This window comes from Delftia sp. NA_296.1 (assembly GCF_052692095.1).
Map to the genome: position 1 here is coordinate 320,080 of NZ_JBQZGF010000002.1, position 17,660 is coordinate 337,739.

General features: G+C 68.6%; 17 protein-coding genes. 3 read left to right on the forward strand and 14 right to left on the reverse strand.

The features are described from left to right. Positions 1 to 1,329, reverse strand: a complete 1,329-nt coding sequence (locus ACUTR7_RS05950) for a class I SAM-dependent methyltransferase (RefSeq protein WP_445608352.1) — start codon at positions 1,327 to 1,329, stop codon at positions 1 to 3. 24 nt (positions 1,330 to 1,353) lie between these two features. Beyond that, positions 1,354 to 1,962 (reverse strand): hypothetical protein, encoded by a 609-nt coding sequence (locus ACUTR7_RS05955; RefSeq protein WP_192367323.1) that lies wholly within the window; start codon positions 1,960 to 1,962, stop codon positions 1,354 to 1,356. Between the two features lie 22 nt (positions 1,963 to 1,984). On the opposite strand from ACUTR7_RS05955, the gene ACUTR7_RS05960 reads away from it, so the two are divergent. Then, entirely contained in the window at positions 1,985 to 3,268 is a 1,284-nt protein-coding gene (locus tag ACUTR7_RS05960; protein ID WP_445608512.1) for an aminopeptidase, read from the forward strand. Here the strand turns inward: ACUTR7_RS05960 and ACUTR7_RS05965 are convergent. Further along, entirely contained in the window at positions 3,220 to 4,647 is a 1,428-nt protein-coding gene (locus ACUTR7_RS05965; RefSeq protein ID WP_123694264.1) for an ATP-binding protein, read from the reverse strand. The two genes, ACUTR7_RS05960 and ACUTR7_RS05965, sit on opposite strands and share 49 nt — an antisense overlap. Continuing rightward, positions 4,640 to 5,314, reverse strand: a complete 675-nt coding sequence (locus ACUTR7_RS05970; protein WP_013804362.1) for a response regulator — start codon at positions 5,312 to 5,314, stop codon at positions 4,640 to 4,642. The genes ACUTR7_RS05965 and ACUTR7_RS05970 overlap by 8 nt, the downstream gene beginning before the upstream one ends. Before the next feature lie 135 nt (positions 5,315 to 5,449). Here ACUTR7_RS05970 and ACUTR7_RS05975 point away from each other — a divergent pair, with 135 nt between their 5' ends. Further along, entirely contained in the window at positions 5,450 to 7,207 is a 1,758-nt protein-coding gene (locus ACUTR7_RS05975) for a phosphoethanolamine transferase (RefSeq protein WP_445608353.1), read from the forward strand. A gap of 24 nt (positions 7,208 to 7,231) precedes the next feature. Here the strand turns inward: ACUTR7_RS05975 and ACUTR7_RS05980 are convergent, their stop codons facing one another. The 6 genes from ACUTR7_RS05980 to ACUTR7_RS06005 form a co-directional block, all read right to left on the reverse strand. Beyond that, a complete protein-coding gene (locus tag ACUTR7_RS05980; RefSeq protein ID WP_445608354.1) occupies positions 7,232 to 7,756 on the reverse strand; it encodes a nucleoside deaminase in 525 nt (174 codons plus the stop codon). 14 nt (positions 7,757 to 7,770) lie between these two features. Beyond that, positions 7,771 to 8,538 carry an ABC transporter permease gene (locus ACUTR7_RS05985; protein ID WP_012203071.1) on the reverse strand — a complete coding sequence of 256 codons (768 nt, stop codon included), beginning with the start codon at positions 8,536 to 8,538 and terminating at the stop codon, positions 7,771 to 7,773. A 16-nt stretch (positions 8,539 to 8,554) separates the two neighbouring features. Beyond that, positions 8,555 to 9,397: an ABC transporter ATP-binding protein gene (locus tag ACUTR7_RS05990; protein WP_017406667.1), complete on the reverse strand. Its 843-nt coding sequence runs from the start codon at positions 9,395 to 9,397 to the stop codon at positions 8,555 to 8,557. Positions 9,398 to 9,465: 68 nt separating this feature from the next. After that, on the reverse strand, positions 9,466 to 10,503 hold the full coding sequence (locus tag ACUTR7_RS05995; protein ID WP_012203069.1) for an ABC transporter substrate-binding protein: 1,038 nt from the start codon (positions 10,501 to 10,503) through the stop codon (positions 9,466 to 9,468). Between the two features lie 55 nt (positions 10,504 to 10,558). After that, positions 10,559 to 11,074, reverse strand: a complete 516-nt coding sequence (locus tag ACUTR7_RS06000) for a nucleoside deaminase (RefSeq protein ID WP_012203068.1) — start codon at positions 11,072 to 11,074, stop codon at positions 10,559 to 10,561. A gap of 10 nt (positions 11,075 to 11,084) precedes the next feature. Then, complete coding sequence (locus tag ACUTR7_RS06005) at positions 11,085 to 12,110, reverse strand: ABC transporter substrate-binding protein (protein WP_374006212.1); 1,026 nt, start codon at positions 12,108 to 12,110, stop codon at positions 11,085 to 11,087. Between the two features lie 597 nt (positions 12,111 to 12,707). Between ACUTR7_RS06005 and ACUTR7_RS06010 the strand changes: the two genes are divergently transcribed. Then, positions 12,708 to 13,730, forward strand: a complete 1,023-nt coding sequence (locus tag ACUTR7_RS06010; protein WP_445608355.1) for an isopenicillin N synthase family dioxygenase — start codon at positions 12,708 to 12,710, stop codon at positions 13,728 to 13,730. An 82-nt stretch (positions 13,731 to 13,812) separates the two neighbouring features. Here ACUTR7_RS06010 and ACUTR7_RS06015 read toward each other — a convergent pair whose 3' ends face one another. From ACUTR7_RS06015 to ACUTR7_RS06030, 4 genes are all read right to left on the reverse strand, one after another. Then, positions 13,813 to 14,067: an acyl-CoA-binding protein gene (locus tag ACUTR7_RS06015; protein WP_012203065.1), complete on the reverse strand. Its 255-nt coding sequence runs from the start codon at positions 14,065 to 14,067 to the stop codon at positions 13,813 to 13,815. Between the two features lie 137 nt (positions 14,068 to 14,204). Continuing rightward, complete coding sequence (locus ACUTR7_RS06020) at positions 14,205 to 14,984, reverse strand: ABC transporter ATP-binding protein (protein WP_445608356.1); 780 nt, start codon at positions 14,982 to 14,984, stop codon at positions 14,205 to 14,207. Between the two features lie 61 nt (positions 14,985 to 15,045). Continuing rightward, positions 15,046 to 16,254: a M20 aminoacylase family protein gene (locus ACUTR7_RS06025; protein ID WP_043825815.1), complete on the reverse strand. Its 1,209-nt coding sequence runs from the start codon at positions 16,252 to 16,254 to the stop codon at positions 15,046 to 15,048. 157 nt (positions 16,255 to 16,411) lie between these two features. Then, positions 16,412 to 17,569: an ABC transporter substrate-binding protein gene (locus ACUTR7_RS06030; protein WP_016446617.1), complete on the reverse strand. Its 1,158-nt coding sequence runs from the start codon at positions 17,567 to 17,569 to the stop codon at positions 16,412 to 16,414. Positions 17,570 to 17,660: the final 91 nt, after the last annotated feature.

A 17,660-nucleotide genomic window follows, 5' to 3' on the forward strand; every position in this document is an offset into this window, starting at 1 on the left:
TCAGCGGTACATGTACTCGCGGTTGAAAGCATAGTCCGATTGAGCCCCCACCATGGGTCCCGACTGAAGTCGTCCATCGGGATGCGTGCACAGCATCTGGTGCAGGGCGATCCAGCCGCGCTCGAATCCCATGGCGCAACCCGCCAGATAGAGCCGGTAGGCGCGCAGCACCTTGGCGGCACCTTCGGCATCGGCATGCTGCTCAAGGATACGCTGCGCCTGCGGCAGCCGGGCTTCCAGTGCGTCGGACCAGTTCCACAGCGTGCGTGCGTAGTGGGGCCGCAGGTTCTCCGTGTCCACCATTTCCAGCCCGCTGTGGCCCATGTCGTGCAGCACGCGGCTCACATGCATCAGCTCGCCGCCGGGGAAGATGTAGCGGTCGATGAACTCGCCCATGCCCGCGCCCAGCTCGGTGTTGTCCACGCCGCCCGCCGTGATGCCGTGGATCAGCGCCATGCCGCCCGGGCGCAGCAGGCGGTGCACGGTCTGGAAGTACTCGGGCAGTTGGGCCTGGCCCACATGCTCGAACATGCCCACCGAGCCTATCTTGTCGAAGGGCTGGCCGGGCGCCAGCGCGCGGTAGTCCAGCAGTTGCATGTCCACCTTGCCCTGCAGGCCGCGCTCGGCAATCAGCTGCTGCACGTAGCGGTGCTGGTTGTGCGAGAGCGTGATGCCCGTGGCCGTGACGCCGTAGTGCTCGGCCGCCCACACCAGCAGCGCGCCCCAGCCCGCGCCGATGTCCAGGAAGCGCTCGCCGGGCCGCAGGTCCAGCTTGCGGCAGATGTGGTCCAGCTTGGCCTCCTGGGCCTGGGCCAGCGTCATCTGCGGGTCGCGGAAATAGGCGCAGGAATAGACGCGGCGCGGGTCCAGCCACAGGCCGTAGAAGTCGTCGGAGATGTCGTAGTGGAACTGGATCTGCTGGGCATCGCGCGCCAGCGTGTGCGCGGCCATGGAGCGCATGCGGGCCATGGCATGCCCCCACCAGTGCGATGTGCCGCGCACCGGATCGGACTGCAGCAGGCTGGCGGCCACCGCCATCACGTCGCGCATGCGGCCATCGATGCGCACCAGCCCTTCCACGATGGCACTGCCCAGTGTCCCTATCTGCCCGGCCGCAAGGCTGGCCATGGCCGACATGGTCTGGAAATGCAGCACCACCTGCGCATCCGCAGGACCAGCGCGCTGGCCGGACGGCAGGATCACGGCCACGGGGACAGGGAGAGACGCCAGCCGCGCCTCGATGGAGCTCAGCACTTGTGTCATGGCGTTCATTTTTGACAGCAAGCAGCACTGCGTCAATCGCAGCCTGGGCTGTGCATGGCGGGGCATTGCGCCCAGCCACGGCGGGAGTGATCAGGCGATCAGCTGCCTGTAGTCGCGCCGTGTCTGATCCGTCACCGAAGCAAGCACTTGCTCGAAGGGCGTCTTGTGCCGTGCGACCAGCCGCAGGGATGCCACGGCGCGCGATTTGCAAAACCAATGACAGGTGTACTGCATGAGCAACAGCTCGGCCGTCATCGTGAAGGCGCGTGCACGGCGTTCGTCCTCGTTGCGGCTGTCGGCCACGCGCACGGAGGCAATGCCGCGCGCATGCAGCTGCATGGCGTCGCGCAGATCGAAGGACGACGAGGGAAAGAGCCGGTCCAGATAGGGCAGCGCCACGGGCAGTGTGCTCACGCGCGTGAGCTGCGGATCGGCCGTGGCCATCTCCTTGGCAAAGCGCTGGAACTGCTCGGCCAGGTTGGCCTCGGTGTTGTCCAGCACGGTCCAGATCTGGGCACGGCGCTGCTCGTCGCTCTCACCCAGGGCGCGCAGATAGCCTTCGATCAGGCCGCCCATCAGCTTCTCGATCTGGAATCGTCCCAGATACTGGGCCAGCAGCAGGGTATGCCGGCGCTGTTGCTGCGTCTTGAGCAGGTAGATTGCGATGAAGACAATGATCGCCAGCGTGAAGAAGTCCATGAAAGCAGCAAGGGGGCCAAGGGTGCGAGAAGGCTTGAGTGTAGTCAGGCGCGGCCTGCCCGCGATTTTGGTGGGCATAGGCCTGCTGCTGGGCGGCTGTGCCAGCCGGGGGGCCGGTGGCGACGGACTGGGCTATTACTGGCAAAGCCTGCGCGGGCAAATGCACCTGCTGCAGGCCAGCCGCCCGATTGACGACTGGCTGCAGGACGAGAACCTTGCGCCCGCACTGCGCGAGCGCCTGCTGTCGGCCCGGCGCATGCGCGCCTTTGCCGTGGAGCGCCTGGGCCTGCCCGACAACGCCAGCTACCGCCGCTATGCCGATCTGCAGCGGCCATTTGCCGTATGGAACGTGGTGGCCGCGCCGCCCGACAGCCTGGAGCTGCACCGCTGGTGCTTTCCCGTGGCCGGCTGCGTGGGCTACCGGGGCTACTTTGCCGAGGCCGACGCCATGGCCCAGGCAAGGCAACTGGCCGACCAGGGCCTGGAGTCCGGCAGCTACGGCGTGCCCGCCTATTCCACGCTGGGCTACCTGAACTGGCTGGGCGGCGATCCGCTGCTCAACACCTTCATCGGCTGGGGCGAGGGCGAGTTCGCCGGCCTGCTGTTCCACGAACTGGCCCACCAGGTGGTCTATGTGGCGGGCGACACGGCCTTCAACGAATCCTTTGCCACCACCGTGGAGCGCCTGGGCACGCCGCTGTGGCTGGCCACCGAGGCCGGCCCCGCCGCCCGCGCACGCTGGGATGCAGGCCAGCTGCGGCGCGCGCAGTGGCGGGCACTGACCGGCCACACGCGCCAGGCGCTGCAGCAGCTCTACCAGGACCCGCAGCAGCGCGGCCCCGCCATGCCGCAGGCCAAGGCGCAGATCTACCAGCAGTTCCGCAGCGACTACGCTGCGCTGCGCGCGCAATGGCGCAGCGCCGATGCGGCCCTGCTGACCACCGATGCACAGCGCCAGCTCTACGACCGCAACCAGGCGCGGCTGGACCAGTGGGTGGCCGATGCCAACAACGCCAGCTTTGGCGCGCTGGCCGCCTACGACGACTGGGTGCCGGCCTTCACCGCGCTGTGGAAAAAGGCGCAGACCCAGGCGCAGACCCAGGCGCCGGCCCAGGCCGGCGGCGAGGCCGCCCAGGGCTGGCAGCGTTTCTATGCCGAGGTAGAGAAACTGGCCGCCCTGCCTGCCTTGCAGCGCAACACAAGGCTGTGCGGTCTCATGCCCGCCGATGCGCTCCTGCCGCCTGCCTGCGCCCCGGATCAGGCCGGGGCGTCGGAATCCGCGGACGGATCGCGCCCCGGCAACTGAATGCGTGCCAGCAGGCCGCTGGAGCTGCCAGGCGGTGGCGACTGCAGCTCCAGGCTGCCGCCATGCTGGGCCACGATCATGGACACGATGGACAGGCCCAGGCCGTAGCCCGGCGACGCCAGCTCCCGCACGGTGCCCTGGGGCAGGCGCAGGTCGTCCACATGGCGCACATGGCGCTCGCGCGCGGTGCTCAGCGCCGCCGCATCCATGCCCGGCCCCTCGTCGCGCACCTGGACGGTGTGGCTGTCGCAGACTTCGAGCAGCACCTCCGAGCCATCGCTGTAGCGCAGCGCGTTCTCCACCAGGTTGCGCAAGGCGATGGCCAGCGTGTCCACATCGCCCGCCACCGGCCCGCAGGGCTGCTCGGGCAGCACCACGTCCAGCCGCAGCTGGGTGGATTCGTCCTGCTGCCAGAACTCGGAGGCCACCATGCTGGCCAGCGCGTCCAGCCGCACCTCGTCCTGCGCCAGCGCCGAGCCCGAGGCCGCGCGCGACAGCTGCAGCAGCTTTTCCGTTCGCTGGCGCAGCCGCTCCAGCGCCTCATAGGCCGCGCGCACATCGGTGTTGTCCACGCCCCTGTCCAGGGCCGTCTGCAGGCGCAGCGTGGCGACGGCCAGCGGCGTGCGCAGCTCGTGGGCCGCATTGGCAGCCATGGAGCGCTCCACCTGCAGCGCATGCGACAGGCGCTGCATCAGGTGGTTGATGCCCCGGCCCAGCCGCCACAGCTCGCGCGGCATGGCGTCCAGGTCCAGCGGCTCCAGGTTGGAGCCGCCGCGCTCACTCAGCTGCAGCTGCATGTCGCGCAGCACGCGCAGGCGCCGCCGCGCGGTCACGCGCAGCGCCCAGCCCATGAGGGCGAGCATGACCAGCATCACCGCGCCCAGCGCCAGCAGCGCCCGCTGCAGCGCCTCGCTGCGCTCGACCATGGGATCGGCCAGCATCAGGAACAGCGGCTGCCGGGGATGGGCCACCACATAGATGCGCCAGCCCTCGCGCTCGTAGAAGCCCTCGCGCATGGGCACGGCAAAGGCTGCCACGGGGGCGGCCTGGGTGCGCAGCAGCACGTTGCCGCGGCCGTCCTGCAGCTGGTAGACCAGATCCTCGGCCTCGTCGCCCGGCTGCGAGGCCACATGCGGGCGCTGCACGCCCTCTCGCGAGTGGTCCTCCTGTTCCAGCTGGTGCACGGCCACCTCCAGCAGGCGGTGGCCGCTGTCGATCATTTCCTGGTCGAAGTTGTGGTGCACGATGTGGCTGACATACCAGGCCAGCGCCAGCACGCAGGCCAGCCAGACGGCGGCCAGGGCCAGTGTCAGCTCGCGGGCCAGCTGGTCGGCCAGACGGGGCGGCAGCGCCAGGCTGTAGCGCTGCGGCTCATCCATGCTCGAGGGCCAGGCGGTAGCCGGTACCGCGCACGGTCAGGATGCGGTCGCGCCCGAGCTTGCGGCGCAGCCGGCTGATGAATACTTCCAGCGTGTTGCTGTCGGCCTCGGCATCGAAGCCGTAGAGCGCATCGAGCAGATGCTCGCGCGCGTGCACACGCTGCGGCTGGGCCGTGAGCACGCGCAGCAGCGCCCATTCCTTGGGCGTGAGCAGCAGGGTGCGGCCGGCATCGCGCACCATTTCGCGGGCCAGGTCGATCTCCAGCGTGCCCATGCGCAGCACCGCGTCCTGCCCGGCCTGCATGCCGCCGCCGCGCCGGCTCACGGCGCGCAGGCGGGCCAGCAGTTCCTCGGGGTCGTAGGGCTTGACCAGATAGTCGTCGGCCCCCGCGTCCAGCCCGCGGATGCGGTCGCTGACCTGGTCGCGTGCCGTCAGCACGATGGTGACGGGAGGCTGCTCCAGCCGGCGCAGCGTGGGCATGAGCGCCAGGCCGTCGCCGTCGGACAGGTGCAGGTCCAGCAGCACGGCCGCGTAGCTGGCACCGGCCAGGCAGGCGCGCGCCTGCGCCAGAGAAGGCACGCTGTCGATCAGAAAGGCCTTGGAGCGCAGATAGCTGCCCACCGCCTGGGCCAGTGCCTCATCGTCTTCGACCAGCAGGATTCGCATGGGAGGCTGGGCCTTCGCACATCAGGGTGTGCACCGGGTACGGGCGCAACAGAGGGGACGGGAGGGGTTCAAGCTGAACGGAGTCTGAACGCGGGGTTCAGATGTTCTTAAGCTGCGAATTCTACGCTCGCGGCCATGTCAGAACGCCTGCTCGCCCGCCCCCCCTTTACCGGCTCCTCCGGCACCGGCCAAGCCCCGGCCCCATCCTCTGCCCAGCCTGCCCCCGCCAGCCTCCCGGCACGGCTGCGCACGGCCTGGAGCGCCCCGCGCTCGCCCCAGGCCGTGGCCGTGGTGCTGGCTCTGTGGCTGCTGGCCACCGCGAACTGGGCGCTGTGGCTGCGCCTGCCCCACCTCGAAGGCTATGACGGCAGCCTGGCCACCCTGGTGCTGCGCCTGCTGCCGCTGGGCCTGGGCGGCATCCTGCTGCTGCTGTCGCTGACGGCCTGGCCGCGCGGCATGAAGCCGCTGTGGATCGCCCTGCCCTGGATTGCCGGCTCGGCCCAGTACTTCATGACCGCCTACGGCACGGTGATGGACGGCGGCATGATCAACAACATCCTGCAGACCGACCTGCGCGAGAGCAGCGACCTGTTCAACCCCCAGTTGCTGCTGCAGCTGCTGCTGGTGGCCGGCCTGCCCACGGCCTGGCTGCTGCGACTGCGCATCATCCGCCCGCGCCGCAGCACGCAGACGGTGCTGCGCACGCTGGGGCTGCTGGCCGCCTCGGTGGTGCTGCTGGCGGCATCGGTCTTTGTCTCGTACCGCGAGCTGGCCCCCGTGATCCGCAACAACCTGTGGATGCGCCACATGCTCAACCCCGTGAGCCCCGTGCTGGCCTCGCTGGACGCGGTGCTCAAGCCCATCCTGCGGCCCAAGCGCCCGTTTGCCAGCATTGCGGCCGGCGCCACGCTGGGCGCCACCTACGCGGCCGAGCGCAAGCCGCCGCTGTTCGTCATCGTGGTGGGCGAGACGGCGCGCGCCGCCAACTGGGGCCTGAACGGCTATGCCCGCGACACCACGCCCGAGCTGGCCAGGCGCAAGGTGCTCAACTGGAGCAACGTGACCTCCTGCGGCACCAGCACGCGCGAATCCGTGCCCTGCATGTTCTCGCACCTGGGCCGCACGGGCTTCTACAAGAGCAAGGTGGACTACGACAACCTGGTGGACGTGCTGTACAACGCCGGCCTGGCCGTGCTGTGGGTGGACAACCAGGCTGGCTGCAAGGGCGTGTGCGAACGCATTCCCAACGCCAGCACGGCCGACCGCCTGAACACGCCCGACGGCAAGGCCCTGTGCTCCAGCGACGGCGAATGCCTGGACGGCATCCTGCTCAGCGGCATCGACGAACGCATCGCCGCCCTGCCGCGCGAGCGCCGCGAGCGCGGCGTGGTGCTGGTCATGCACGAGATGGGCAGCCACGGCCCGGCCTACTACAAGCGCTCCACGCCCGAGACCAAGGTCTTCCAGCCCGAATGCCTGACCAACGCGCTGTCCAGCTGCACGCGCGAGCAGGTGGTCAACGTCTACGACAACTCCATCCGCTACAACGACCATTTCCTGTCGCAGACCATCGACTGGCTGGCAAGCCAGCAGTCGCGCTACCAGACCGGCATGGTCTACATGTCGGACCATGGCGAGTCGCTCGGCGAGATGGGCATCTACCTGCACGGCATGCCCTACGCCATGGCGCCCGACGAGCAAAAGCACATTCCCATGATTGCCTGGCTGGGCAACCTGGGCGAGCGCACCGGCGTGTCCGAGCGCTGCGTGCGCGGCCAGCTGGACGCGCCGCTGTCGCACGACAACCTCTACCACACCACCCTGGGCCTGCTGGACGTGACCAGCCCCACCTACCAGAAGCCCCTGGACGCGCTGGCCGGCTGCCGCAGTTGAGCGGGCGCGGGGCGCAGCCGCCGTTCAGCGCTGCTGCCAGAAGCCCCGGTGCGGCTCCAGCATCTCCTCGTGCAGCGCAGGCACCGGGCCGATGACCTGCACGGCGCGCTGCCCGCGCGCAAAGACCTCGCGGCAAGGCAGGGACAGCGTGGGATTTTCGGGATGGTCGCCCGTCAGCGCCAGCAGCGCCGTTTCCTCGGCGCCGTAGAGCACGCGGCCTATGCCGGCCCAGTAGATGGTTCCGGCGCACATGGCGCAGGGCTCGAAGGTGGTGACCAAGGTGCACTGCGCCAGGTAGGCGCCCGGATAGTTGGCGGCCGCCGTGCGCGCCAGCGTGGACTCGGCATGGTTCACCGTGTCGATGTTGCCCTGCTCGGCCAGCACGGTCTCGCCGTCGGGCGCCAGCAGTAGCGCGCCAAAGGGGTGGCGGCCCATGGCCCTGGCCCGCCCGGCCACGGCGCCTGCGCGGCGCAGCTGGCGGGCCGCCTGTTCGTCGGTCAGGGGCGTCATGGGCGTCATGGAAGGCGGCGTCGTGGGTGCGGGCATCATGGCCGGATTCTCACTCACTCACCCTGCGAGCCGCGCCGGGCCCAGCCGGTGGTGCGCTTTTCGATGGCGCTGAACAGCTCGTACATGACCATGGCCATGGCGCCCACCACGATCAGGCCTGCAAAGGCCAGGCCCATCTGCATGGACGAGCCGGCCGACACCAGCAGGTAGCCGATGCCTTCGTTGGCCGCGGTCATCTCGCTGACCGTGGTGCCCACGAAGGCCAGCGTGATCGCCACCTTCAGCGAGCCGTAGAAGTAGGGCATGGAGCGCGGCAGGCCGACCTTGATCAGCACGTCCCAGCGCCGGGCGCCCAGCACGCGCAGCACATCCTCCAGCTCGGGCTCCAGCGTGGCCAGGCCGGTGGCGATGTTGACCATGATGGGAAAGAAGCTGATCAGGAAGGCCGTGAGGATGGCCGGCCCCGCGCCGATGCCGAACCAGACCACCAGGATGGGCACGAAGGCCGCCTTGGGCAGTGCGTTGAAGGCTGTCATCAGCGGATAGAACGCCGCATAGGCCAGGCGCGAGGAGCCGATCAGAAAGCCCAGCAGCACGCCCACCACGATGGCGATGCCAAAGCCCGCCATGGTCACCCAGTAAGTGCGCCAGGCGTGGGCGGCGATGATGCCGCTGAACTCGGCCAGCTGCCGGCCGATGGCCCAGGGGCTGGGGAAGATGAATTCCGAGACCTCGAAGGCCGAGCAGATGACCTGCCACAGCAGGATGACCGCCAGCAGCAGCACCCAGGGCGCCCAGCGTTCCGCGTATTTCTTGTGCATGTGAATCTCCCCCGTTCTATTGTTGGATGGCCGCGCCGGTCTTGCGCATGGCGCCGATGTGGCCGCGCAGCTCGTGCACGATGTCGGTGAATTCGCGCGTGTAGGTCAGCTCCAGCTCGCGCGGGCGCGGCAGCTCGATGTCGCGGCGCACCACGAAGCGGCCCGGGCTCTTGCTCATCACGTACACGGTGTCGGCCAGGAAGACGCTCTCGCGCAGGTCGTGCGTGACCAGGATGACGTTGAAGCGCTGCTCGGCCTGCAGGTCGCGCAGCACGCACCACAGCTCCTCGCGCGTGAAGGCGTCCAGCGCGCCGAAGGGTTCGTCCAGCAGCAGCATCTGGGGCTCGTGGATCAGCGCGCGGCAGATGCTGGCGCGCTGCTGCATGCCGCCAGACAGCTGCCAGGGGTACTTGTCCTCGTAGCCGCCCAGGCCCACCTTCTGCAGCAGGGCGCGCGCACGCGCCTCGTACTCCTTGCGCTTTTGGCGGAACTGCGAGCGGTGCGGCTCCACGATCTCCAGCGGCAGCAGCACGTTGTCCACCGTGGTGCGCCAGGGCAGCAGCGACGGCGCCTGGAAGGCCATGCCCGAGATCTTCAGCGGCCCGGTCACGCGCTCGCCGTTGACCATGACGCGGCCCATGGAGGGCATCTTCAGCCCCGTGGTCAGCTTCATGAAGGTGGACTTGCCGCAGCCCGAGGGGCCGACGATGGCGATGAACTCGCCGCGCCGCACCTGCAGGTCGATGGCCTCGACCGCGAAGTGGTTGGCGCGCAGCAGCTCCTCGTTGTAGGCAAGCCAGACGTCGCGGAACTCGACGAAGAAGGCGTCGTCATCGCCGTGGGATGTGGAGGAATTCATGGCAGGCAGCAGGCAAGGGCCGGCGCGTCGCCCGCTGGCGCACGCGCACGGTGTCAATCACTTTGTCGTCACTTCTTGGGCAGGATGTTCAGCTCGGCCGCAGACGGCAGGAAGCTGCCGTTCCAGACCTCGGCCGGGTTCACGCGCGTCTTGGTGGCATAGACATCGGAGACCTGCGACGCCATCAGCGACAGCCGCGTGGGCACGACCTGGCCAAAGCCCTCGGCACGCGCGTCGGCGCTGTTGACCACGGTGTCGATGGCCAGTTGCAGGCGGCGTGTCTCCAGCTGGGTGTTGACGATGCCGTCGCGCTCCTTCACGTAGGCAATGGCCGCGCCCGGGTTGGCGATGACTTCCTTGGCCCCCTTGGCGAAGGCCTGCAGGAAGGCCTTGATGGCGGCCGGGTTCTCCTTGATCAGCTTCGGGCTGGCGATGATGGCGTTGCCGTACAGCTTCACGCCGAAGTCCGCATAGGGCATGACCACCACGTCGGCGGCCTTGATGCCCCGCGCCTCCAGGTTCAGCAGCGAGGTGAAGGTGAAGCCCGTGATGGCATCCACATCGCCGCGCACCAGCATGGTCTCGCGCAGCGGCGGGTCCATGGCCGTCCACTGCACGGTGCCGACCTGGTTGGCCTTGGCGAACAGCGGGAAGGCGCGGCGGCCCGCATCGAACACGGGCGCGCCCAGCTTCTTGCCGGTGAGGTCGGCCGTCTTGGCGATGCCGCTTTTCTTGAGCGCCATCACCGAGGCCGGCGTGTTGTTGTAGACCATCATCACGGCCACGGGCTTGTTGGGCATGTCCGGGTTGTTGGCCTGGAACTCCATCAGCGCCGCGATGTCGGCAAAGCCAAGGTCATAGGCGCCCGAGGCCACGCGCTGCACCACTCCGCCCGAGCCGCTGCCGGCATCGACCGTGACATCCAGGCCCGCGTCCTTGAAGTAGCCCTTGGCCACCGGCTGCAGGAAGAAGGCGGCCGGCCCCTCGAAGCGCCAGTCCAGCTGGAACTTCAGCGGCGTGGCCGCGTGGGCCTGTGTCTGGGCCGTTGCCAGGCCTGCGCTGGCGGACAGGGCCAGGACGGTGTGCAGGAACAGTCGTTTTTGCATGGTGGGCTTCCTCTCTGATGGTCAAAAGAAACGGTGGGGACGGAACGGGGCCGGATCAGCTTTTCCAGGCGCCCTGGTGCGAAGCGGCGGCCTCGCCGATCAGCGCCGGGCCTATGCATTCGATGGCGTGGGACGAGGCGGCGAACACATCGCGGCAGGACAGCTCGGCATCCTTCTGGTCCAGGCGCTCGCCGCGGAATTCGCGCAGGCGCACCGCGTCTATGCCGTAGACCACGCGGCCTATGGCCGACCAGAAGATGGCGCCCGCGCACATCACGCAGGGCTCAGCCGATGAATACAAGGTGGCTGCGGACAGCGCCTCGCGGTCATGCAGGGGGCTGGCCAGGCGGATGGCCGACAGCTCGGCATGGGCCGTGCAGTCGCCGCTCTCGCCATTGGCGTTGGAGGCCTCGGCCAGCACGCGGCCATCGGCGGCCACGATGAGCGCGCCGAACGGGCGGTTGCCGCGCTGGCGCGCGCGGTCGGCCATGGCGATGGCGCGGCGCAGGTAAAGGCCGTCGCGCTCGTCGAGCGAGGCCTCAAGGGGCAGTGAAACGGTGGCGTGGTCCATGTGCACTCCCTCAGGCCTTGGCCATGCGCGCGGCCAGCGGCGGCAGCAGGCTGCGGTTGAACAGCGCATCGGCCGACACGGGTGCCTTCAGGCCGAAGGCCTGGCTGACCTGCTCGGCCTGGCGGGCCAGCAGCTGCGGGTCGATGTCGCCCAGGCCGTGGCGCTGCGTATCGGGCGCGGCCAGGTACTGCGAGGTGATGGCCCAGCGCGCCAGTTCCAGCTTTTCATCCAGGATGGGCTCGCGCTGGCGCACGGCGGCCACGGCCAGCGCGGGCTGGGCCAGGCATTCGATGAGGGCGCGGTTGCTGGCGCGCAGGAATCCCGCCACCAGCGCCGGCTGCTCGGCCACCAGCGCGCTGGAAGCCAGGATGGCGTTGCCATACAGCTGCACGCCCGCATCGGTATAGCGCAGCACCGACAGCTCCTCGGGCTTGATGCGTGCGAACAGCGACACGGCCGAGTCATGGAAATAGGTGGCCGCATCCACATCGCCGCGCACCACCACGTTGTCGCGCGCCGAGAACTCCGTCGTGGTCCAGGCGAACAGGTCGGCCGGCAGGTTCTGGCGCTGCGCGACCAGGGGCCAGACGCGGCGCGTGGACTCCACGGCGGCGGCGGCCACCTTCTTGCCCTTGAGGCTGGCGAACTCGCCCGTGATGCCCCGGTCCTTGCGGCCGATGATGGCGAACGGCGCGCGGTTGTAGTACTGGTAGACGGCCTGCACGCGCGCCGCGCCCGCATTCTGCGCCTGGAACTCGATCAGCGAGCTGATGTCGCCCAGGCCCAGCTGGTAGGCGCCGCTGGCCACCCGCGTGATGGATGCCACCGAGCCCGAGCCCACGTCGATGCTCACGTCCAGCCCCTCGTCGCGGTAGTAGCCCTTTTGCAGCGCCACGAAAAAGGGCGCGGTCTGCGAGGTCACGCGAAAGTCCAGCGTGAACTTCAGCGGTGTCAGCGCCTTGCCCTGGGCGAAGGCACCGGGCATCACGGCACTGGCAGCGGGAAGGGCGGCGGCAAGGAAATGGCGGCGTTGCATGGTGGAACTCTCAGTCGCTATCAACATGGGGACCGGCCGCTGGCATGGGGCCGGGCGGCTGGCGTGACATGAGCAATTTCCGGGCAACGCGCACTGGGCGCGTGCTGAACGCTTCTACTCAACGATGCTTGTATGCAAAGTGCGTACCACCCCCTGAGTCGCTTCGCGCCTTCCCCCTCTCTCGCTGCGCGGGAGGGGGACGACACCCTCGGTGCGGGGCGGCCCTTCCTTGGTGTCTCTGAGTGGGGCCGCGCCAGTTTCAAGCGCTGCGGGCATGCATCACCTTGGTGCACCGCCAGCTAGATGTGGGGCAACAACACGATTTCGGCTGACAGCTGCACCACGATGGAACGCGCGCAGCGACGAACCGGCCTGCGCGGGCTGGCGCGCTGTTTGCTTGGGTGGTTGGCAAGAGTAGAAGCGTTCAGCTTGCCGGCCTGTGCCGGCGCGGGTCATTGCTCTTGAAGCGGGTGCGGGAGCGGCGTGGCTGCGACCTGTGCCCTGTCAGCCACTTCAAGAGCGACGGGCGGGATCGGTGTCTTTTTGCGCCGGCCGCTGCGTGCCTTGCCACTGCCTTTGCGGCAAAGGAAACAGACCATGAACATGCTTGCCAACCCCACCCTGACTTCGGCACCGGCTTCAGATTACGCCTTGGGTGAACTCGCCAAGGAGGCCCGCATGGGCGGCCAGGGGCAGGAGACACGCGCACGGGAGGTGCGGGTGATCGATATCTCCGATTTTGACCGCCGCAAGGCCGAGATTGCCGATGCGATCTGGCAGGCCTCGGTGGAGATCGGCTTCTTCCAGGTGTCGGGCCACGGCATTCCCCAGCCCGATATCGATGCGGCCTTCGAGCGTGCCGAGCAGTTGTTCGCCCTGCCGCGCGAGGTGAAGGCGCAGTGGCCGCTGTCGCGCAATGCGGGCTGGGAGCACAAGGCGCAGATCCGGCCTTCCACGCGCACGCCCGACCAGAAGGAGTCCTACCAGATGACGCGCCCGCGCATGGCCGGCCTGTGGCCCACGGAGCAGGAGCTGCCGGGCTTTCAGCAGGCCACGCTGGGCTTTGAGCGCCAGTGCTGGCAGGTGGGCATGCAGCTGCTGTCGTGCTTTGCGCACAAGCTGGGCTTTGATGCGGACTTCTTCACGCGCGCCCACGACCCTTCGGTGCCCGCCTACCAGAGCACGCTACGCATGCTGCACTACTTCGCGGTCGATCCCGCGCTCAAGGACGAGCTGGGCCTGTGGCGCGCAGGCGCCCACACCGACTTCGACTGCCTGACCCTGCTGTTCCAGCGCGCAGGCCAGGGCGGCCTGCAGGTGCTGCCGGGCAAGGAAATGGAAGGCCAGCAATGGACGCCCGTGGACCCGGTGGAAGGCGTGATCACCTGCAACATCGGCGACATGCTCACGCGCTGGAGCGACGACCAGCTGCCCAGCAACTTCCACCGCGTGCGCAACCCCCTGCCCCATGAATACCAGGGCGCGCGCTACAGCCTGGCCTTCTTCTGCCAGGCCAACGAGGACGCGGTGATCGAGGGCCCGCAAAAGAAGTACCCACCCATCACGGGCGCGGAGTACCTGCGCCAGCGCATCAGCGCCAACTTCTCCAACAAGTACTGAACCCGGACGGGGCCGTGGCCGGAAACGACAAGGCCCCGGAGTCCGGGGCCTTGTCTGTGTCTGCGATCGGTGGTGGTGCGGATCAGCGCAGCGACTCGATCAGGTCGATGTACTGCTGCTTGGCATCGTCGGCCGAGGTGTCCTTGAGCTTTTCCCAGGCGTCCCACTTGGCGCGGCCGACCATGTCGGTGAAGCTGGGCTTCTTGGCCTCGTTGTCGCCTTCGGTAGCCTGCTTGTACAGCGCGTAGAGCTTGAGCAGCGTGGCATTGTCGGGGCGCTCGCTGATCGAGGTGGAGTTCTTGACGGCGGCCTCGAAGGCGGCATTCAGATCGGACATGGCGGGTCTCCTGGTGGGCGGTTCGTGTAGCGGCACAGTGTAGCCAAAAAAGCAGGAATTTAGAACGACCGTGCTTTTTTCTCAGTCAACCGCACCGAGACCGGCCACTCCGCCCCTATGCCGCTCCCATGCCGTTCCTACGCCGCGCTGCACAGGTGCCCGGCCATGGGCCATCGGTCTGCCTCGCAAGGCGCGGGGGCCGGCAGCTGGCCCCGGGCGCTGCCCGGTTGCAGGATGCGGCCGTGCTCCATCACGACCACGCGGTCGGCGACGGCGAAGGCCTGCTGGCGGTCTTGCGTCGCATAGACGGCCGTACACCCCAGGCTGCGCAGCAGCCGGGGAATTTCCTCGCACAGGCGCTCGCGCAGGTTGCCGTCGAGGCCGGACAGGGGTTCGTCAAGCAGCACCAGACGCGGGCGCTCCACCACGGCACAGGCCAGCGCTGCACGCTGCTGCTGGCCGCCCGACAGGCTGCCGGGAAGGCGCTCGCCCATGCCCTGCAGCCCGACCAGGCCCAGGGTCTGCTGCACCCGCTCGTGGATCTGCGCGCGAGGCAGTCCGCGCATCTCCAATGGGAAGGCCACGTTGGCCTGCAGGCTCATATGGTGCCAGAGCGCATGGTCCTGGAGCACCATGCCCAGCTCGCGCCGCTCGGGCGGCAGGGACTGCGAGGCGCTGGCCACGCACTGCCCGCCCATCCAGACTTCGCCGCGGCTGGGCTGCTCCAGCCCGGCCAGGATCTTGAGCAGGGTGGTTTTGCCGCAGCCCGAAGGACCCAGCAGGGCCAGCACCTCGCCGGGGGCGATCTGCAGGCTGATGTCCTGGAGCACGGCGCGCTCGCCGTAGATGCGCTTGAGCTGCCGGGCTTGGACGGCCACGCCCTGCGCGGCGGCCGAGGAGGATTCGATGGAGGTCACAGGGACCGCATGCTAGGTGCGGTGTGTGACATGCCGGTGTCGGCCGGACCCTGCAAGGGCCTCAGCGCGTGGGCTCGCTCAGCCAGCGCTGGGCCAGCTTCACCCAGAACGTGGCGCCCTGCGGGATCAGCTGGTCGTTGAAGTCGTAGCTGGGGTTGTGCAGCGTGCAGGGACCGCCGCCGTGGCCGATGGCGCGGTGGTCGCCGTCGCCATTGGCGATGAAGCAGTAGGCGCCGGGCTTTTCCAGCAGCATGAAGGCAAAGTCCTCGGCGCCCATCGAGGGCTCCTGGGGCAGTACATTGGCCTCGCCCACGACCTCGGCCATGACGCGGCGCGCGAACTCGGCCTCGGGCGCGGAGTTGATGGTGGGCGGGTAGTTGCGCACGAACTCGAACTCGCAGCGCGTGTCATGCGCGGCGCAGATGCTCTCGGCCAGGGTCTTCATGCGCCGCTCGATCAGGTCCAGCACCTCCAGCGTGAAGGTGCGCACCGTGCCCTGCAGCTCCACGCTGTCGGGCACCACGTTCGTGGCCTCTCCCGCGTGGACCATGGTCACCGAGACCACGCCCGCCTCGATGGGCTTGACGTTGCGGCTGACGATGGTCTGCAGGCCCAGGATGAGCTGGGCCGCCACGGGCAGCGGGTCGATCACCATGTGCGGCATGGCCGCGTGGCCGCCCTTGCCGCGCACGACGATGCGGAATTCGTTGCTGGACGCCATGGCCGGGCCCGGGCCCACGGCCATGGTGCCGGCCTTCATGCCCGGCCAGTTGTGCATGCCGAACACGGCCTGCATGGGGAACTGGGTGAACAGGCCGTCCTCGACCATCTCGCGCGCGCCGCCGCCGCCCTCTTCGGCCGGCTGGAAGATCAGGTGCACCGTGCCCTCGAAGCTGTCGCGGTGCGCGGCCAGGTACTGCGCGGCGGCCAGCAGCATGGCGACATGGCCGTCATGCCCGCAGGCATGCATTTTTCCGGCATGGCGGCTGGCGTGCTCGAAGGTGTTGAACTCCTGCATGGGCAGGGCGTCCATGTCGGCGCGCAGGCCGACGGCGCGGCCGCTGGCGCCGCCGTCACGACCGTGGATGGTGCCCACCACGCCCGTGCGGCCCAGGCCGCGGTGCACGGCAATGCCCCATCCCTCCAATTGCCGGGCCACGAGGTCGGCGGTGCGGATCTCCTCGAAGCACAGTTCGGGATGGGCATGTATGTCGCGGCGCAGCGCGGTGATCTCGGGTGCGCGGTCCAGCAGTTCCTGCAGCAAGGCCATGGGGTTCTCCTTTTAGAGCGTGTTATGCACTTTTAAGTACCCGCGTTGGCTCTGCGCGCTGGTGATCGCAAGGCGCAGTGTGCCGCCAAGGCTGAAGCCTTGGCAAGCGCTGCAATGCCGCGAGCGCCTGCGCGCAGAGCCAACCCGAAGGGAAAGCCTACACCCGGACCTTGCCGTCGCCGGTCAGCATGGACAACTCCACGAAGCGCGGCTTGGCCGATTGCGGCTTGAAGGCCAGCGGAAAGCCGGCCACCTGCTGGCCGTGCATGGCATCGAGCGCCGCGACCAGTCCGTCGCGCGTGGGCTTGCCCGAGGCCGAGGCTTGGCGCAGCGCATCGGCGAACACGCGTGCCGCCAGATAGCCTTCCATGCTGGAGTAGTTGGGCGTCAGCTTGCCGCCGCCCTTCTGGATGGCCGCCAGGAAATCGCGCGTGATCTGGCGCGAGGTCTGGAAGGGCGAGGGCACGACCTGGGTGACGACCACCCCTTCGGCATCCTTGCCCAGCGTCTGCGCCAGTGCCTGGGAGCCGACGAAGGAGACGTTGTAGAACTGCCCGCCAAAGCCCGCCTGGCGCGCCGCGCGCACAAAGGCCGCGCTGGCCGAGTAGGTGACGATCTGCACGATCACATCGGCGCCCAGCGGCACCAGCGTCTTGACGGCGGCGGCCACATTGTTCGAGTTGCGCTCCACCGTGGCCGCGCCCACGGGCTCCAGCCCCTTGGCGGCCAGCGCCGCCTTGACGCCGGCCAGGCCTGACTCGCCATAGGCATCGTTCTGGTGCAGCACGGCCACCTTCTTGAGGCCCAAGCCAGTGAGGTGCCGCACCATCAGCGCCGTCTCGTCGGCATAGGAGGCGCGCACGTTGAAGACCAGTTGGGCCAGTTGGGGCTGGCGCAGCGCGTCGGCGCCCGTCAGCGGCGCAAACAGGGGCACGCGCGCCTTTTGCAGCAGCGGCAGCGCAGCCATGCTGGTGGAGGTGCCCACGTAGCCGAAGAGGGCGAACACGTCGTCGGACAGGAAGCGCTGGGTATTGGCCGCGCAGCGCTCGGGCTCGTAGCCGTCGTCCATCACGCGCAATTCGATGTTGCGCCGGGCAATGCCCCCCTGCGCGTTGAGCTGTTCGAAGTACAGCTTGGCGCCTTCATGGAAGGGCTGGCCGATCTGTGCCGCGGGGCCCGTCATCGGGCAGGACTGGCCCAGCACGATGGTGCCTCCCGCGTCCTGGGCGCGCACTGCGCCGGTCCAGGTGGCGGCAGCAGCCGTGCTGGCTGCGATGAACTGTCTGCGGCTGAACGCCGTCTTGGGTCGGAGCATGAACTTGCCTGTTTTTGTCACTGGAATCGGCGCCGTTGCTGCGTGCAGCCGGCTGCAAGGGTCCGCATAATAAAGACAAGCGGCGATTGCG